14 protein-coding genes are annotated in these 16,055 nt (G+C 67.8%); 9 read left to right on the forward strand and 5 right to left on the reverse strand.

Annotation, left to right across the window (positions count from 1 at the left end; genetic code table 11):
• The first annotated feature begins 29 nt into the window (after positions 1-29).
• Positions 30-998 carry an SCO2521 family protein gene (locus ACFWFP_RS00215; RefSeq protein WP_379292342.1) on the forward strand — a complete coding sequence of 323 codons (969 nt, stop codon included), beginning with the start codon at positions 30-32 and terminating at the stop codon, positions 996-998.
• Here the strand turns inward: ACFWFP_RS00215 and ACFWFP_RS00220 are convergent, their stop codons facing one another.
• The 4 genes from ACFWFP_RS00220 to ACFWFP_RS00235 all read right to left on the reverse strand — a co-directional run bounded on the left by ACFWFP_RS00220 (position 999) and on the right by ACFWFP_RS00235 (position 4,901).
• On the reverse strand, positions 999-1,856 hold the full coding sequence (locus ACFWFP_RS00220) for a hypothetical protein (protein WP_379292343.1): 858 nt from the start codon (positions 1,854-1,856) through the stop codon (positions 999-1,001). It lies immediately after the preceding gene.
• A complete protein-coding gene (locus ACFWFP_RS00225) occupies positions 1,853-2,386 on the reverse strand; it encodes a GNAT family N-acetyltransferase (protein ID WP_379292345.1) in 534 nt (177 codons plus the stop codon). Before ACFWFP_RS00225 ends, ACFWFP_RS00220 begins: the two co-directional genes overlap by 4 nt.
• Before the next feature lie 153 nt (positions 2,387-2,539).
• Positions 2,540-4,024, reverse strand: coding sequence for an MFS transporter (locus ACFWFP_RS00230; RefSeq protein ID WP_379292346.1), 1,485 nt, complete (start codon positions 4,022-4,024; stop codon positions 2,540-2,542).
• 205 nt (positions 4,025-4,229) lie between these two features.
• Positions 4,230-4,901, reverse strand: a complete 672-nt coding sequence (locus ACFWFP_RS00235; protein WP_379292347.1) for a FadR/GntR family transcriptional regulator — start codon at positions 4,899-4,901, stop codon at positions 4,230-4,232.
• 380 nt (positions 4,902-5,281) lie between these two features.
• Here ACFWFP_RS00235 and ACFWFP_RS00240 point away from each other — a divergent pair, with 380 nt between their 5' ends.
• From ACFWFP_RS00240 to ACFWFP_RS00270, 7 genes are all read left to right on the forward strand, one after another.
• A complete protein-coding gene (locus ACFWFP_RS00240; RefSeq protein ID WP_379293703.1) occupies positions 5,282-6,427 on the forward strand; it encodes an MFS transporter in 1,146 nt (381 codons plus the stop codon).
• Positions 6,428-6,760: 333 nt separating this feature from the next.
• Complete coding sequence (locus ACFWFP_RS00245) at positions 6,761-8,215, forward strand: nitrate/nitrite transporter (protein ID WP_379293704.1); 1,455 nt, start codon at positions 6,761-6,763, stop codon at positions 8,213-8,215.
• 30 nt (positions 8,216-8,245) lie between these two features.
• Positions 8,246-10,795, forward strand: a complete 2,550-nt coding sequence (gene nirB, locus ACFWFP_RS00250) for a nitrite reductase large subunit NirB (RefSeq protein WP_379292348.1) — start codon at positions 8,246-8,248, stop codon at positions 10,793-10,795.
• Positions 10,796-10,858: 63 nt separating this feature from the next.
• Entirely contained in the window at positions 10,859-11,239 is a 381-nt protein-coding gene (gene nirD / locus ACFWFP_RS00255) for a nitrite reductase small subunit NirD (protein ID WP_379292350.1), read from the forward strand.
• Positions 11,236-12,480, forward strand: a complete 1,245-nt coding sequence (locus tag ACFWFP_RS00260) for a uroporphyrinogen-III synthase (RefSeq protein ID WP_379292352.1) — start codon at positions 11,236-11,238, stop codon at positions 12,478-12,480. The genes nirD and ACFWFP_RS00260 overlap by 4 nt, the downstream gene beginning before the upstream one ends.
• The gene (locus tag ACFWFP_RS00265) at positions 12,474-13,211 is read left to right on the forward strand and encodes a sirohydrochlorin chelatase (RefSeq protein ID WP_379293705.1); all 738 of its coding nucleotides are present in this window, start codon (positions 12,474-12,476) and stop codon (positions 13,209-13,211) included. The genes ACFWFP_RS00260 and ACFWFP_RS00265 overlap by 7 nt, the downstream gene beginning before the upstream one ends.
• 78 nt (positions 13,212-13,289) lie before the next feature.
• Positions 13,290-14,030 (forward strand): DUF3824 domain-containing protein, encoded by a 741-nt coding sequence (locus tag ACFWFP_RS00270; protein WP_379292353.1) that lies wholly within the window; start codon positions 13,290-13,292, stop codon positions 14,028-14,030.
• Here ACFWFP_RS00270 and ACFWFP_RS00275 read toward each other — a convergent pair.
• Positions 14,014-14,964, reverse strand: coding sequence for a GlxA family transcriptional regulator (locus ACFWFP_RS00275; protein ID WP_379292354.1), 951 nt, complete (start codon positions 14,962-14,964; stop codon positions 14,014-14,016). The genes ACFWFP_RS00270 and ACFWFP_RS00275 overlap by 17 nt on opposite strands.
• 128 nt (positions 14,965-15,092) lie before the next feature.
• On the opposite strand from ACFWFP_RS00275, the gene ACFWFP_RS00280 reads away from it, so the two are divergent.
• Positions 15,093-16,037 (forward strand): NAD-dependent epimerase, encoded by a 945-nt coding sequence (locus tag ACFWFP_RS00280; RefSeq protein ID WP_379292355.1) that lies wholly within the window; start codon positions 15,093-15,095, stop codon positions 16,035-16,037.
• The last annotated feature ends 18 nt before the right edge of the window (positions 16,038-16,055 follow it).

Genomic DNA, 16,055 nt, shown 5'->3' on the forward strand with positions numbered 1-16,055 from the left:
CATCCATCGATACCGGATACGCTGCGGCGATGCATCTCAGCGACGCAGCGCTGGCCCTGCTGGGCGAAGTGCGCACGGGTCTGCTTCCCGAGTCGAGAGCACTGAGCCGGGCATCGGCGGCCGACCTGCTCACCCTGGTCCGTGGCCGCCGCGTGCAATCGCGGGAACGCCCGGTCACCTGGGCGCAATCGCCGGTCATCCACGAAGGCGTCGACTGCAGGCTGGCGACGCCGAACCGAAGTAAGGTGCGCGCGGTCGGCACCGTCGCCACGCACGCGACCGTGCGCGGCGGTCGTATCCTGCAGAGTTCGGCGATGGCGACGGTGGTCGCCGGTGCGGGCACACACCGCCGCAGCTGGGGCCACTACCTCGGACGGATCGGTACCGTCGAAACCCTCACGCGGCTCGCGCCCGGTATCAGCGGTCAACTGGTCGACGGATTTCTCGGCCCGCCCGATCCGGCGACGGCGACGCTGGACCCGGGTGCCATCGCGGCCCGGCTGTTCACCCGGGTACGCACCGACCTGATGCTGAACCAGAAGCCGCCCATTCAGACCAGCGCGGCGCGGCTGCGATGGGCGGCCCATGTCCGGCCGGGCGCGGCGCCGAGCCTGTCGTTCGTCCTGCTCGACGACGAGACGCGACTCGTCTCCGTCGTCGTCGGCGACGGCGCGGAACTCGCCGCGGTGCAGCGCTTCTGCGAAGATCTCGCGGTGCACGACTGGCTGCTGACGGTGCTCACCGAGGTCATCGACGAGGCCGAGATGGCCGAATTGTCGGGCAGTTCGCCCGCTCAGGTACTCGCGCCGCTGCTGGAACACCTCGTCCATCTGTGGCTTCCCGGCGCGCTCACGCCCGGACCGCTGCGTGGGTTGTGGACCTCGCTCGAGGCCGACCCCGGGTTCACCGTCCAGTGGAATTCGAGAATCGGCCAATTGCGCGACCGCGTCGCGGTGGCCACGCTGGGGGCACTGAGCCGATCCCAGTCCCGGTGGTGATCACAGCCGGAACAATTGCCGGACGAGCAGCGCGAAGAACACCGACGTGGACACGATGCCCGCGTACGACTCGACGATCAATGTCGCCTTCGCGAGCAAGCTGTCCACGCCGACGCTCTCGGGGTCGACCGGATTGAGGAAGTTGACCAATGCGATCCGTACCGCGGTGGGGAACCCGATGTCGGGGGCGGTCAGGTAGAAGGCCGTGACGAAGACCGCGATCTCCGCGGCGATCCACGCCAGCAGCAGAAACGGTCGATACCCGTAGCCACACAGCAGGTCCGAGACCGCGCCGGGTAATCGCCGCACGCGTCGACGGCGCGCTTTCGTGCGGGCACGCGCCATCTTGAGGCCACAACGATCCTGGCCGCGGGGATTCTCGGTGATGGTGTGCAGGCGGTAGGCCTGCCGGTAGGCGAGCGCGGCATGCGCGGGCAGGCTGTGCGCCGAAAGCTGTGCGCCGAGCTCCTCGTAGACATCGGCGAGCAGCGTGGATTGCGTGCGGCTCAGGCGCAATGGTCCGCGGAATTCGATCTCGGCGGCGAACAGGGCGGTCAGCACCGTTTCGCAGGAATGCTCGCGGCCGGCGGATTCGAGCGTGACGGGGTCGGCATCGCGATAGAGGTGCGCGAAGACGAGGCTGTCGCCGACCCTGCGGGTCGAGGGCGGAACGTAATCGGCGAGGAACTGTTCGACCCGATGATTGAGGTCGTCGAGCAGCGCGTACTCGTCGGGTCGGTGCGCGGCTCGGAGGAAATCGGCGACGACATCGGTGAAAGCGCTGGCATGTCTGCGGATGAGGGTGGTCTTGGACGCGACGAAATCGCCGGGCCGATCGAATCCGATGTGCTCGGTCATCGGTCGTCTACTGGTCCACGGTCTTTGAACCACCGTCGGTCGGTGGGGTCGGCGGTGGTCCAGTCGTAGACGAGACGGTGCACCAACAGGTCTCGCGGTTCGCCGATGCCGAAGTACTGGTCCTCGTGATTGGCCCAGGTGAAGCCGGAGTCCTTGTACAGATTCGACGCGGGCACATTCGACGGGCGCACGGTGATGAAGACCGCGTCGACCTCCGACGACCGGCAGTGTGCCATCGCCCGCTCGAGCAACGACCGGCCGAGCCCGCGGCCCTGATGCCCCGATGACACCGCCAGACCCAGCAGCCATGCGCTGTGCCGACCGATCGCCACCATGGCGTACCCGCACAGCGAACCAGCCAGATCCGCTACCACCCAATGGGATCCGTGGATGTCGAACAGTTGACGCAGGGCGAAGTAGGGGTAGGCGAGCGCCATGAACTCGTGGGATTCGAGCTCGGCTATCGCGACCAGATCATCGACGGAGGCGGCTCGAAACCGTGGCTCTGCCACCTCATTCGAGATGTCCAACAGCACTCACCTCTGCCCGCCCCGGTGCCAGTCTGAACTCCAGAGTAAGGGCAATTCGGGCGCGGCGGCCACAACACGGGCCGAAATGTGTTGTCACACAGCCGAAAGCCACGTTCGGGAGGGGCCGAACGTGGCTTTCGGGGAGGGGCTGGATCAGACGCTGGCGTAGGCCAGGGAGGGAACCTTGTCGGTGGCGAAGGAGGTGCGCAGGTAGCACCACCAGGTGACGGCGGCCATCACCAGGAAGACGGCGGCGTAGGCCCAGAAGGCGGGGGCCATGGTCTTGAGGTGAACGTTGGACAGGCGAAGGGCCTGCTGGACGACGAAGCCACCCGCGGCGCCGACCGCGCCGATGACACCGATCGCGGCACCGGCTTGACGCTTGGCGGAGGTGGCCGCCTCGGTCAGGTCCATGCCGTGCTCGGAGGCGTACTTCTTGGCGGTGGCGTTGAAGATCGACGGGATCATCCGGTAGGTGGAGCCGTTGCCGATGCCGGCCAGGACGAACAGGGTCAGGAAGGAGATCAGGTAGAGCGGGAAGCTCTTCATATCCACCGCGAGGACGATGAACGCCACCGAGATCGACATGCCGCCGAAGACATAGACGGTGATCTTGGCGCCGCCGCCGACCTTGTCGGCGACCCAGCCACCGAACGGACGGCTGAACGAACCGACCAGCGCGCCGAGGAAGGCGAGGTTACCGAGGGTGGTGATCCAGCCGATCTTGGCCAGGTCGGGGAAGGTGGCCTTGATCAGGGTCGGGAAGGCGAAGGAGAAGCCGATGAACGAACCGAAGGTGCCGATGTAGAGGAAGGCCATGATCCAGGTGTGCCGGTTGGTCAGGGCCAGTTTGTAGGACTTGCCATCGGACTTCGCCTCGGTGAGGGAGTCCATGAAGTACAGCGCGCCGGCCACGGCGACCGCGATGAACGGCAGCCAGAACAGCACGGCCAGGGTGATGCCGAAGCGGAAGCCGGCGGCGTCCTTGGCCATGATGTGGGTGCCGAGGGTGATCAACAGCGGTACGACCAGTTGGGTCTGCGCGACACCGAGGTTGCCGCCCGCGGCGTTGAGGCCGAGTGCGGCGCCCTTCTTGCCCTCGGGGAAGAAGAACGAGATGTTGGCCATCGACGACGAGAAGTTACCGCCACCGACACCGGCCAGCGAGGCCAGCACGATGAACACCCACATGGGAGTGCTCGGCTGGTTGACGAAGTACAGGATTCCCAGCGCCGGGACGAACAGCATCGCCGCGCTGAACGCGGTGAAGGCTCGGCCGCCGAACTTCGGGACGGCGAAGGTGTAGGGCACGCGGAGGGCGGCGCCGACCAGGGTCGGAATGGAGGTCAGCAACAGGGCGTTGCTGACCGCGGTCGGGTTGGCTTTGCCGAGTCCGGCGAGGAACTCGAAGCCTGCCGAACCCATGGCGGTGACGATGGAGCCCCAGATCACCCAGATGCTGAAGCCCAGGTTCTCGGCGAAGACCGAGAACCAGAGGTTCTTGCGGGCGGTCTGCTTGCCGCCGGCTTCCCAGAACTCCGCATTGTCGGGCGTCCACTGGTTCAGCCAGCGACCCTTCTTCTGATATTCGAAGGACGGGGATTCCGTCTCCTGGCCGGTGGCGGCGATCGCGGTCATCGGCTTCCTCTCGATCGGGCTCGATAGATGCGCATCGGCTCAGTGGCATTCGATGCGTACCTTGCGGGGTCGAGATAAAGGTAGGAGCCGGTTGTTGCGTGACAATGGCCTCAGGTGACGTTCCGGGCAACTCGGGCTCACCGCGTGCATTCGTTGCTGGTGACAGCCCGGTTACCTGGATTTAGGAACCGAACCATTGCCGATCTCAGCGATTCGGATATTCGGCGATGAGCGAGCCGAGGAAGCAGTTGGCCGCCTGGACGGCGCGCTCGGCGTCACCGTCGATGATGGCCTGGACCAGCTCGGCGTGCTCGGTGTCGTAGGCGTCGTCGGATTTCGCGGTCCGCGCGTGGATCACCTGTTCGATGATCGGCAGCAGCGAATCGTAGAACTCCAGATATACGGCGTTGTGGCTGGCGACGACGATCGCGCGATGCAACTCCACGTCGGCGGCGATGGCCACCGGGTCGGCTTCGGCCCAATTCCGGTTGCTGCGTTCGGCGAGCAAGCGCTGGAGGGTGGCGATATCGGCGTCGTCGCGACGGCGCGCGGCCAGGCCCGCCGCGGTGGTGTCGAGGGCTTGACGCAGTTCGAGGATGTCGCGTTCGTGCGCGTCGGCGAAGTACTTGCCCAGGGTGCCGCCGACCTCGGAGGTGGCGATCACGTAGGTGCCCGAGCCCTGGCGCCGTTCGAGCATGCCCGCGTGCACGAGCGCCTGGACGGCTTCGCGGACGGTATTGCGGCCGGTCCCGGTGAGCTCGGTGAGTTCCGGTTCGGTGGGGATCCGTTGACCCACTGGCCAACGGCCGGAACGGATCTCGGCCCGAAGCTGTTCGGTGACCTGGGCGATGAGGCTGGTACGCCGGACGGGTTGCACGTCAGCAAGGGTACTCACCCGCCTCGCTTGCCCGCCTCGCTTGCCCGCCTCCCCGCGACTCTTGGCCAGACTTCGGGGCGGGGAGACTTTGTGTTGGCGGCGCAGACGGGGGATGTGGCGGGGTTGGCTCGTCCCGGTGAGTTACCCATGTTCTTGCGTGTGGAGTTCTTGCGGGAGGAGATCGGTCACAGTTGCTTGGCATAGTCATAGGGTCATCCTATGATTTCTGGGTGCCGCCGCTTCGTGACTTTCAGCCCGCTTCCGGTGCCGAGTCGGCCCTTGTGGGCGATCGGCGAGACGTTGTCGTGTCCGTTGATGCTTCGGAGATCGCCAAGCGGTCGTTGATCGAAGGCCGCCTTCTCGTGCTGGCGGCCATCATCATGTCGGCGCTGACCCTGCGCGCCGCCGTCACCGCGTTCAGCCCGCTGGCCGAGACGATCGGCGCCCAGGTCGGGTACGGGACGGGGATCGTCGGGGTGTTCGGCATGTTGCCGACCGCGATGTTCGGTCTCGCCGGGCTCATCGCGCCGCTGTTCGTGCGCCGGTTCGGGCTCGAGCGGACCGTGTTCGTGGCGATGCTGCTGGCCGGCGCCGGGTCGCTGGTGCGGGTGTTCTCCACCGGGACCGGTGAACTGCTGGCGTTCTCCGGGGTGGCGCTGCTCGGTATGGGCATCGGCAATGTGGTGATTCCGCCGCTGGTGAAGCGGTATTTCGGCGATCACCTGGCCGCTATCAGCTCGCTCTACATCGTGATGGTGCAGCTCAGTACCGTTGTTCCGGCGTTCATCGCGGTGCCGGTGGCGCAGGCGCACGGCTGGCGGATCTCGATGGGGGTGTGGGCGCTGGTCGGTTTCGCCGCCGCGATCCCGTGGTTCGTGGTGCTGCGCGATCGGCGTGGTCGCGACACGGTCGACACCACCGCGCTGCCCGCCGACGCGCCCGTGACCGGCAAACTCTGGCGTTCGCCGGTGGCGTGGGGGATGGCGGGCATGTTCGGCATGACCTCGCTGACCACCTACGCGATGTTCGCCTGGCTGCCCAAGATCCTGTCCGACGCGGGCGCGAGCGCCGGTTTCGGCGGCAGCATGGTCGGCTTGTTCGCGCTGATGGGGCTGATCCCGGCGCTGGGCGCGCCCACCGTGGTCTCGCGGATGCGCAACCCGTTCCCCGTCGTCGTCGGCGCCATGGTGCTGTTCGCGACCGCGTTCGTCGGCTTGCTGGTGGCACCGATGCAGGCGCCCCTGCTGTGGGTGGTGCTGCTGGGTCTGGGCCCGTCCACCTTCCCGATGGCGCTGACGCTGATCAACCTGCGCACCCGCACCCCGCACGGTTCGGCGGCGCTGTCCGGCTTCACTCAGGGCGTCGGCTACGCGATCGCCTGCACGGGCCCGCTGCTGTTCGGCCTGCTGCACACTTGGACCGGCGGCTGGCTCGTCCCGTTCGCCATGCTGTTCGTCGCCCTCGGCGTACTCCTCGCGGGTGCGTGGCAGGCGTGCAAACCACGCATGCTCGAGGATTCTTGGTAATCGCCGACTGATTTCGCGAGTACCTGACTCGCCGGGAAAGTGGCGACGCGACGAACTTCTCACTGCCGGACTCCTGCCGAAGTGCGGCGCGCGTGATTGTGGCCTACAGTCGCTGACAAGAGGCGCAGCTCACACCCTCACCGGGGTTTCCGCTGATTTCTTGCTGCTTCCTTACGCGCGGAAATCGTTGCGACACATGCCGGAAACAAAAGGGCTGATCTCACCTCCCTGATCGGGGGAAGGTGAGAAACCGTTGATTCAAGCGACATTTCCCGCAGCATTTCGGCAATACCCATTTCCTACCGTTGGGCCATCGCACTTTTGGGAGGCCCAATCTTGAGCACGCTGAAGCGGAACCACGACATCGACAACTGGGATGCCGAGGACGTCGCGGCCTGGGAAGCCGGTGGCAAGGACGTCGCCAAGCGCAATCTGATCTGGTCGGTCTTCGCCGAGCACGTCGGGTTCTCGGTGTGGTCGATCTGGTCGGTCATGGTGCTGTTCATGCCCGCCGACAAGTTCGGCATCGATCCGGCGGGGAAGTTCTTCCTCGTCGCCATGCCGACGCTGGTCGGCGGGTTCCTGCGGATCCCCTACACCGTGGCCACCGCCCGTTTCGGCGGCCGCAACTGGACGATCTTCAGCGCGCTGCTGCTGGTGGTTCCGTTGCTGCTGACGCTGTACTTCGTCACCCAGCCGGGCACCTCGTACACGACCTTTTTGATCGTGGCCGCGTTCGCTGGTGTCGGTGGCGGCAACTTCGCCTCGTCGATGACCAACATCAACGCTTTCTACCCGCAGCGGCTCAAGGGCTGGGCGCTGGGCCTGAACGCCGGTGGCGGCAACATCGGTGTCCCGGTGATCCAGCTGCTCGGTCTGCTGGTGCTGGTCACCCTCGGCGGTGACTACGCCTACCTCATCTGCGCGATCTACCTGGTCCTCGTCGGTATCACCGCGGTCGGCGCCGCGCTGTACATGGACAACCTGACCAACCAGCAGGCCGACCTGTCCTACATGGGCAAGGCCCTGCGGGTGCCGCAGTCGTGGGCGATCGCGTTCCTCTACATCGGCACTTTCGGTTCGTTCATCGGCTACAGCTTCGCCTTCGGCCAGATCCTGCAGATCAGCTTCAAGGCCGGTGGCGACACCGCCGCCCAGGCCGCGATCCACGCCGCCTCGATCGCGTTCATCGGCCCGCTGCTCGGTTCGCTGGCTCGCCCCTACGGCGGCAAGATGGCCGACCGGATCGGCGGCAGCAGGGTCGCGCTCGGCACCTTCGGCGCCATGATGGCCGCCGCGCTGATCGTGATCGCCGCCTCGACGATGGCCGACCGCAACAACGGGGTCGCCTCCGGCGCCACCATGACCTTCCTGGTCATCGGCTTCATCGCCCTGTTCGTCCTGTCCGGTTTCGGCAACGGTGCCGTCACCAAGATCATTCCGTCGGTGTTCGAGGCCAAGTCCAAGAGCCTGCCGCTGTCGCGGGCCGAGCAGGCCGCCTGGTCGCAGAACACCGGAGGCGCCCTGATCGGCTTCGTCGGCGCGATCGGCTCCCTGGGCGGTGTCGGTATCAACATGGTGCTGCGCAGCTCCTACGCCAGCACCGCATCGGCCACCACCGCGTTCTGGGTCTTCCTGGCCTTCTACGTGCTCTGCGCCGCCGTTACCTGGACGGTGTTCCTGCGCCGTCCGCGCCTTACCTCCGACGCCGCTGTCGTGGTCGAGGCCGAGTCCCTGGTCCTCGAGGCCGAATCCCACGCTTCGTCGGCCAATACGTCGGCTCGCTGACAACCGACCACTACCAAGGAGGTCACTCTCATGAACAGCACTCGTAAGACAGCGGTCGTGGTCGGCCACGGCATGGTCGGACACCGTTTCGTCGAAGCCCTTCGCTCGCGCGACGAGGCAGGCCAGTGGCAGGTCATCATCCTGTCGGAGGAGAAGCTGCCCGCCTACGACCGCGTCGGCCTGTCCTACTACGTCGGCAACTGGAACGCCGACGACCTGGCCCTGCCCGGCAACATGTACGACGGCGACGACCTGGTCGACCTGCGACTGGGCCAGCGCGGCGAGGCCATCGACCTCGAAGCCAAGACCGTCACCAGCACCAGCGGCGACGTCATCGCCTACGACGCGCTGGTCATGGCCACCGGTTCCTACCCGTTCGTGCCGCCGGTCCCGGGCCACGACCTGCCCGAGTGCTTCGTCTACCGCACCATCGACGATCTCGACGGCATCCGTGCCGCCGCCGAAGCGGCCGGTCCCGGCGCGCACGGTGTGGTCGTCGGCGGCGGTCTGCTCGGCCTGGAAGCGGCCAACGCGCTGCGCCTGCTCGGCATGACCCCGCACGTCATCGAGTACAACGGCCGCCTGATGCCCGCCCAGGTCGACGCCGGTGGTGGCGCGATCCTGGAGAAGCTCGTCACCGACATCGGCCTCAACGTGCACACCGGTGTCGGCACCGCCAAGATCGTCTCGATCGAGGAGGAAGGCGCCGACAACGTCACGGTGCACCTGTCCGACGATGCCGAGATCAAGGCCTCGCTGGTGGTGTTCTCCGCCGGTGTCCGCCCGCAGGACGCCCTCGCCAAGGCCTCGGGCCTCGAGATCGGCGCCCGCGGCGGCATCCTCACCGACCTCACCCTGCAGACCTCCGACCCGAGCGTCTACGCGATCGGTGAATGCGCCGCGATCGAGGGCGTCTGCTACGGCCTGGTCGCGCCCGGTTACACCACCGCCGAGATCGTCGCCGACCGTCTGCTCGGCGGCGCGGGCGAGTTCCCCGGTGCCGATATGTCCACCAAGCTGAAGCTGATGGGCGTGGACGTGGCGTCCTTCGGTGACGCGCACGGCACCACCGAGGGCGCCCTCGAGGTCGTGCTGCACGACGCGGCCAAGGGCACCTACGCCAAGCTCGTCGTCTCCGATGACGCCCAGACCCTGCTCGGCGGCATCCTGGTCGGTGACGCCAGCCAGTACGCGGCCCTTCGCCCGCTGGTCGGGCGCCCGCTGCCCGCCGACGCCGCCGCGCTGATCTCCCCGGCCGGCGCCGAACTCGGTGCCGACGCGCTGCCCGACGACGCCCAGATCTGCTCCTGCAACAACGTCAGCAAGGGCGACATCTGCGGCGCGATCGCCGAGGGCGCCTGCGACATCCCGGCCGTCAAGAGCTGCACCAACGCGGGTACCTCCTGCGGTGGCTGTGTGCCGATGATCAAGAAGCTGCTCGAGCAGTCCGGCGTGGCGGTCTCGAAGTCGCTGTGTGAGCACTTCACGCAGTCGCGCGCCGAGCTGTACGACGTGGTCGCCGTTACCGGCATCCGCACCTTCTCCGAGCTGATCGCCAAGCACGGCAAGGGCTCGGGCTGCGATATCTGCAAGCCGACCGTCGCCTCGATTCTGGCCTCGACCTCGAGCGATCACATCCTCGACGGCGAGATGGCGGCGCTGCAGGACACCAACGACCACTTCCTGGCCAACCTGCAGAAGAACGGCACCTACTCGGTCGTCCCGCGGATGCCCGGTGGTGAGGTGACCGCCGACCAGCTGATCGTGATCGGCGAGGTCGCCAAGGAGTTCGACCTCTACGTCAAGGTCACCGGTGGTCAGCGCATCGACTTGTTCGGCGCCACCGTGGATCAGCTGCCGCTGATCTGGAAGCGCCTGGTCGACGTCGGCATGGAGTCCGGCCACGCCTACGGCAAGTCGCTGCGCACCGTGAAGAGCTGCGTCGGTTCCACCTGGTGCCGCTACGGCCAGCAGGACTCGGTCGGCATGGCCGTGCTGCTGGAGAAGCGTTACCGCGGCCTTCGCTCGCCGCACAAGATCAAGCTGGCCGTGTCGGGTTGCGCGCGTGAGTGCGCCGAGGCCCGCGGCAAGGACGTCGGCGTGATCGCCACCGAGAACGGCTGGAACCTCTACGTCGGCGGCAACGGCGGCCTGACCCCCAAGCACGCGGTGCTGCTGGCCGGTGAGCTCGACGACGAGACCCTGATCAGCTACATCGACCGCTACCTGATGTTCTACATCCGCACCGCCGACCGCCTGCAGCGCACCGCGCCGTGGCAGGAGGCCCTCGAGGGTGGCTTCGACTACCTCAAGGCCGTCGTCTGTGACGACAGCCTCGGCATCGCCGGCGACCTCGAGGCCGCCATGGCCAAGCACGTCGACGGCTACAAGGACGAGTGGGCGGCCGTGCTCGAGGACGAGAACAAGCTCTCGCGCTTCGTCTCCTTCGTCAATGCCCCTGACGAAGCCGACCCGACGATTTCGTTCGACGACAGCGGAGAACGCAAGGTACCAGTGCTCCTCGGTCTTCCCGGCATGCCCGTCGGTGTTGCTTCGGACACAGCACCGGCCGGGAAATAAGCACTTAACGCTGCGGAAACAGGGCGCCTGTACCAATAGATAAGGCGTTCGGAGGAGGAACCGATGACCGTGATCGACACACCCACCATCACCACTGAGACCGTGACCTGGACCCAGGCTTGCCGGCTCGATTTCCTGATCCCGGGGCGCGGCGTGGCTGTCCTGTTGAAGGGCGGCCGTCAGGCGGCTCTGTTCCTGCTCACAGACGGCACGCTCGCCGCCGTCGGCAATATCGATCCGTTCGGCCGGGCCGCGGTGATGTCACGCGGCATCATCGGTGATCGCGGCGGTGTTCCTGTCGTCGCGTCGCCGCTGCTCAAGCAGGCGTTCTCGCTGATCGACGGCCGTTGTCTCGACGACGAGTCGCAGTCCCTGCCGGTGTACTCCGTCCGGCTCGACGGCGGCGTCGTCGCGGTCTCGAACGAACCGGTGCAGACCCCATGACCTCTCCCACCGACAGTGGCCCGTGCCTTGCCGGCTTCACCATCGGCGTCACCGCGGCTCGCCGCGCCGAGGAATTCAGCACTCTGCTCACCCGCAAGGGCGCGTCCGTCGTGTCCGCCCCTGCCATTCGCATCATCCCGCTGGCCGATGACACCGAGCTCGAACGGGTCACCGAACTGCTGATCGCCGATCCGCCGCAGATCACCGTCGCTACCACCGGCATCGGTTTCCGCGGCTGGATGGAAGCGGCGGAAGGCTGGGGCCTGGCCGAGGTCCTGCGCGACACCCTCGCCGCCACCCGGATGCTGGCCCGCGGCCCCAAGGCCAAGGGCGCGATCCGCGCCGCCGAACTGCGTGAGGAGTGGTCGCCTGCCTCGGAGTCCTCGGCCGAGGTGCTCGACCATCTGCTCGCCGAGGGCGTCGAAGGCGTCCGCATCGCGGTGCAGCTGCACGGCGCGACCACCGAATGGGAGCCGGTTCCCGACTTCTGCGAGGTGCTGCGCTGCGCGGGCGCCGACGTGGTCCCCGTCCCGGTGTACCGCTGGGAGCCGCCGGCCGATCGTGGGCCGATGGACAACATGATCGAATCGATCATCTCCGGCAGCCTGGACTGCGTCACCTTCACCAGTGCGCCCGCCGTGGCGTCACTGTTGATGCGCGCCAAGGAAACCGGGCTCCTGGAGTCGGTGCTGCACGCGTTCCGCGGCCGGGTGCTCGCGGCCTGTGTCGGGCCGATCACCGCGGCCCCGCTGGAAGAACTCGGCGTGCCGACGACGATGCCGGGCCGCGCCCGGTTGGGCGCGCTGGCTCGCCATGTGGCAGAAGAACTTCCGCGTCGCGCCAGCCGCATCTACGCGGCCGGTCATCTGATCAGCGTGCGCGGTGGATGTGTTGTCGTCGACGGTGAGGTGCGTCAGCTGGCGCCCGCCCCGATGGCGTTGATGCGATCGCTGGCTCGTCAGCCCGGTCGGGTCGTCTCGCGGGAAGACCTGCTGTCCGCGTTGCCGGGTGGCGGTGACGACACCCACGCGGTGGAGACCGCGATCGCGCGACTGCGGGCCGGTCTCGGCACGCCCAAGGCGATTCAGACCGTGGTGAAGCGTGGGTACCGGCTGGCGCTGGACGCGGCCGACTGCTCCGATACGCCGCCCGTGCGCGCGGCTGTTCAGGCACCGCACGCCGCGGGGATCGGCACGCCCGCCCGCTCGCCCCGGCCCGCCCAAGCGATCGGGGTCTGGTGAGCGCCGGACAGCCGGGTGATCCGGCTCTGGTACTGGTCGCGCACGGGACTCGCAGTGCGCGCGGGGTGGAGATGATCGCCGCGCTGGCCGACGCGGTGGCCGCCGAACTCGGCGTCGCGGTGTCCTCGGCGCCGAATACCGCGCTGCGGACCGCTTTCGTCGACGTGCTCGGTCCGTCGCCGTCGGAGGTGCTGCGCGATCTCGATGGGCCCGCGGTGGTTGTGCCGGCGTTTCTCGCCTCCGGTTACCACGTGTACCAAGACGTTCCGCGCGAGGTGGCCGAGAGTGGGCACTGCGCGGTGGCGGTGACCGAGGCGATGGGGCCGGATCCGGCGTTGACCAGGATCATGGCGGTGCGGTTGCGGGCTGCCGGGTGGAAGCCCGGGGACGCGGTGGTCTTCGCAGCCGCGGGGTCGTCGGATTCGCGTGCGCGCCAGGATGTCCGGCGGGCCGCGGGGATGCTGGCCGAGCAGCTCGGCGCGCCGGTGAAGATCGCGTATGTGGCTACCGGGACACCTCGGGTGCCCGAAGTCGTGGCCGCGCTGCGTGAGTCGGGCGCCGAACGGGTCTTCATCGCTTCGTATCTGCTGGCGCACGGGCTCTTTCACCAGCGGCTGCACGATGCCGGTGCCGATGGGGTGGCCGAGCCGATCGGTGTGCATCCAGGGGTTGTCCGGTTGATCGTCGATCGGTATCGGAGTGCGGCCCGGGAGCTGGTCGGCGTTCGCTGACGCCGATCGCGCGGGCAGCCGGTGTCGGTGGCTGCGGCTAGAGTTGGCCCGACTGCACAACAAGGGGGGCACAGCTCGATGTCAGATTCGTCCGCAGGTCAGGGCTATCCATCCCAGGATGACGGGCTGACGGCGTATCCGGACGAGTCGCGTGGGACCGCGAACCCACTGGTCCCCGGCGCCTATCCGCAACCACCGAGCCAGGCTGTCCCGCGGCCGCCGTACGGTCCGGTACCGGGTGCCTACGCGCCGCCGCCGTCCTATGGACCCGGCGCTGCGTATCCCGTGCCGGGTGGTGCGCCGGTGGATGCCGGGCCTCGGGTGGTTCCGCAGAGTGTGCAGATCGCGTTCTACGTGATGCTGGCAGGGGCGGTGGTCACGCTACTCGGCATGGCCTACTCGCTCACCATGCTCGACCAGACTCGTAGCGATGCGCTCGATGCCTCGGGCGGGGTGTTGCGGGGCGACGAGCTCGACCTGCTGGTGTACGCGAGCGTCGGCGGGGCCCTCCTGAGTTCGCTGGTGACGGTGGGGCTGTGGGTGTGGATGGCGTTCGTCTGCCGGGCGGGAAAGAACTGGGGCCGGATCACGGGGACGGTCTTCTTCGGGATCAACGCGCTGCTCTATGTCAGCGGCACGGTGATGGCGTTCGTCACCTCGACGGCCGGGATCGCGCTGGTGTTCAGCACGGTCGGCCTGGCCATCGGACTCGCCGCGGTGATCCTGCTCTGGAACCGGACGTCCTCGCCCTTCTTCGCGGCTCGGGCGCCGCAGGGCTACCAGCCCTATCCGGGCTATCCGCCTATCGCGCCGTACTGAAGTTCGCACGATAGGTGCTCGGGGAGACGCCGAGCTGGCGAACCATGTGCTGGCGCAACGACTCCGCCGACCCGATGCCGCTGTGCCGCGCGACCTGCTCGATCGGCAGGGTGGTCGATTCCAGCAGTTCCCTGGCGCGGTGGATGCGCTGACTCAGCAGCCATTTCTGTGGGCTGAGGCCGGTCTCCTCGTGGAATCGGCGGCTCAGGGTGCGCACGCTGATTCGCGCGTGCTCGGCCAGTTCGCGCAGCGACAGGGGAGTGTCGAGGCGTTGCAGCGCCCAGGTGCGGGTGGCGGACAGGGACAGGTCGTCGTCGGCGGGTAGTGGTGTGTCGACGAACTGGGCTTGTCCGCCGGGCCGCACGGGCGTCACCACCGCGGCCCGCGCGGCGGCGTTCGCCACGGTGGCGCCGTAGTCGGCGCGAATCAGGTGCAGGCACAGGTCGATTCCGGCCGCCGCGCCTGCCGCGGTGGTCACCGGTCCGTCCTCGATGAACAGCGCGTCGCTGCGCACCCGGACGAGCGGATGGTCGCGGGCCAGCTCCTCGGCCAGTGCCCAGTGCGTGGTCGCGGTGCGTCCGTCGAGCAGTCCGGCCTGGGCGAGCACGAACGCGCCGCTGCAGATCGAGGTGACCAGGATGCCGCGGTCGACGGCCGCGCGCAGCGCCTTCAGCGTCACCGGATCCGCGTCGGCGCGGCTGCCGGTGCTCGGCACGATCACCGCGTCGGCGGTGTCGAGTACCTCGAGCCCGTGCCGGATCACGACGTCGAACCCACCGGGCGTCAGCGAGGGCAGCGCCCCGGGCACGGCTGTGCAGACCACCACGCGATAGCCGGGCTCGCCGTCGACCGTGATCGAGCCCATCACCGTTTCCGGCATCGACAGATCGAAGGACTTCACCGGGGGGACAGCGACCACAGCAATGGTCTTCATGGCCTGATCCTTGGGATAGCTGGCATTGCGGCCACTAGTTTAGCCGCCTCGCGAACGGCATCGTGGATGGTGCGTGGGCGGAACTCCGTCGCTCGCATTGAAAGATGTTGCCGTGAAAGGGAATTCACATGTCCACTCGTGTAGTGATCGGTCGTGGTGGCACCGCCACCGCCACCGCGTTGTCGCTGGTCGAAGCCGGGGACCACGTACGGATGGTGAGCCGCAGCGGGCTCGGCCCCGCCCATCCCGACGTGGAACTGATCGCGCTCGACGCGCTAGACACCACCGCTCTGGCCGAGATCGCGACCGGAGCGAGCACCGTCTTCAACATGGCGATGCCCGCGTATCACACCTGGCCGGAAACGGTTCCGCCGCTGTTCGGCTCGATCCTGTCGGCGACCGAGACCGTCGGCGCCGACCTGGTCATGCTGGGCAATCTGTACGGCTACGGCCCGGTCGACGGTGTTGTCTGCGAACACGCCCCGCTCGCCGCGACGGGCAGCAAAGGCGTGGTCAGGGCGCAGATGTGGGCCGAGGCGCTGGCCGCGCACGAGGCGGGCCGGCTGCGCGTCACCGAAGTGCGCGCGGGCCAATTCCTCGGCGTGGCCGCTGTCTCGGTCTTCACCCTGTTCGTCCAGTCCGCGGTCCTGGCGAACACCCCGGCCCAGGTCCCGCAGGAACTCGACCTCGCGCACTCCTACACCGCGATCGGCGATGCCGCCGCCGCGCTGGTGGCGGTCGCGCGGGACGACCGGTCGTGGGGGAGGGCCTGGCACGCCCCGGTGATCACCACGACCGTGCGCGAGATCGCGAACAGGCTCGCCGTGCTGGCCGGCGTCGCGACACCCGAACTCGCGGTGCTCACCGACGAGGAGATCACCGAATTCGCCCAGCAGGACCCGTTCTGGAGCGAACTGTTCGAGACGAAACACATGTCCCATCGTGAGTTCCTCGTCGACGATTCGGCGATCCGCACCACCTTCGGCACCACCGCGTCGACGCTGGACGAGGTGCTCGCCGAGGTGGTCGCCGCCGACGCGGCCGCGCGGCTATCCGCGCTCGACGCGGGGTAGATGCCGTAGGTTTGCCGG

It is taken from the genome of Nocardia sp. NPDC060249 (assembly GCF_042728755.1).
Lineage (GTDB): Bacteria > Actinomycetota > Actinomycetes > Mycobacteriales > Mycobacteriaceae > Nocardia.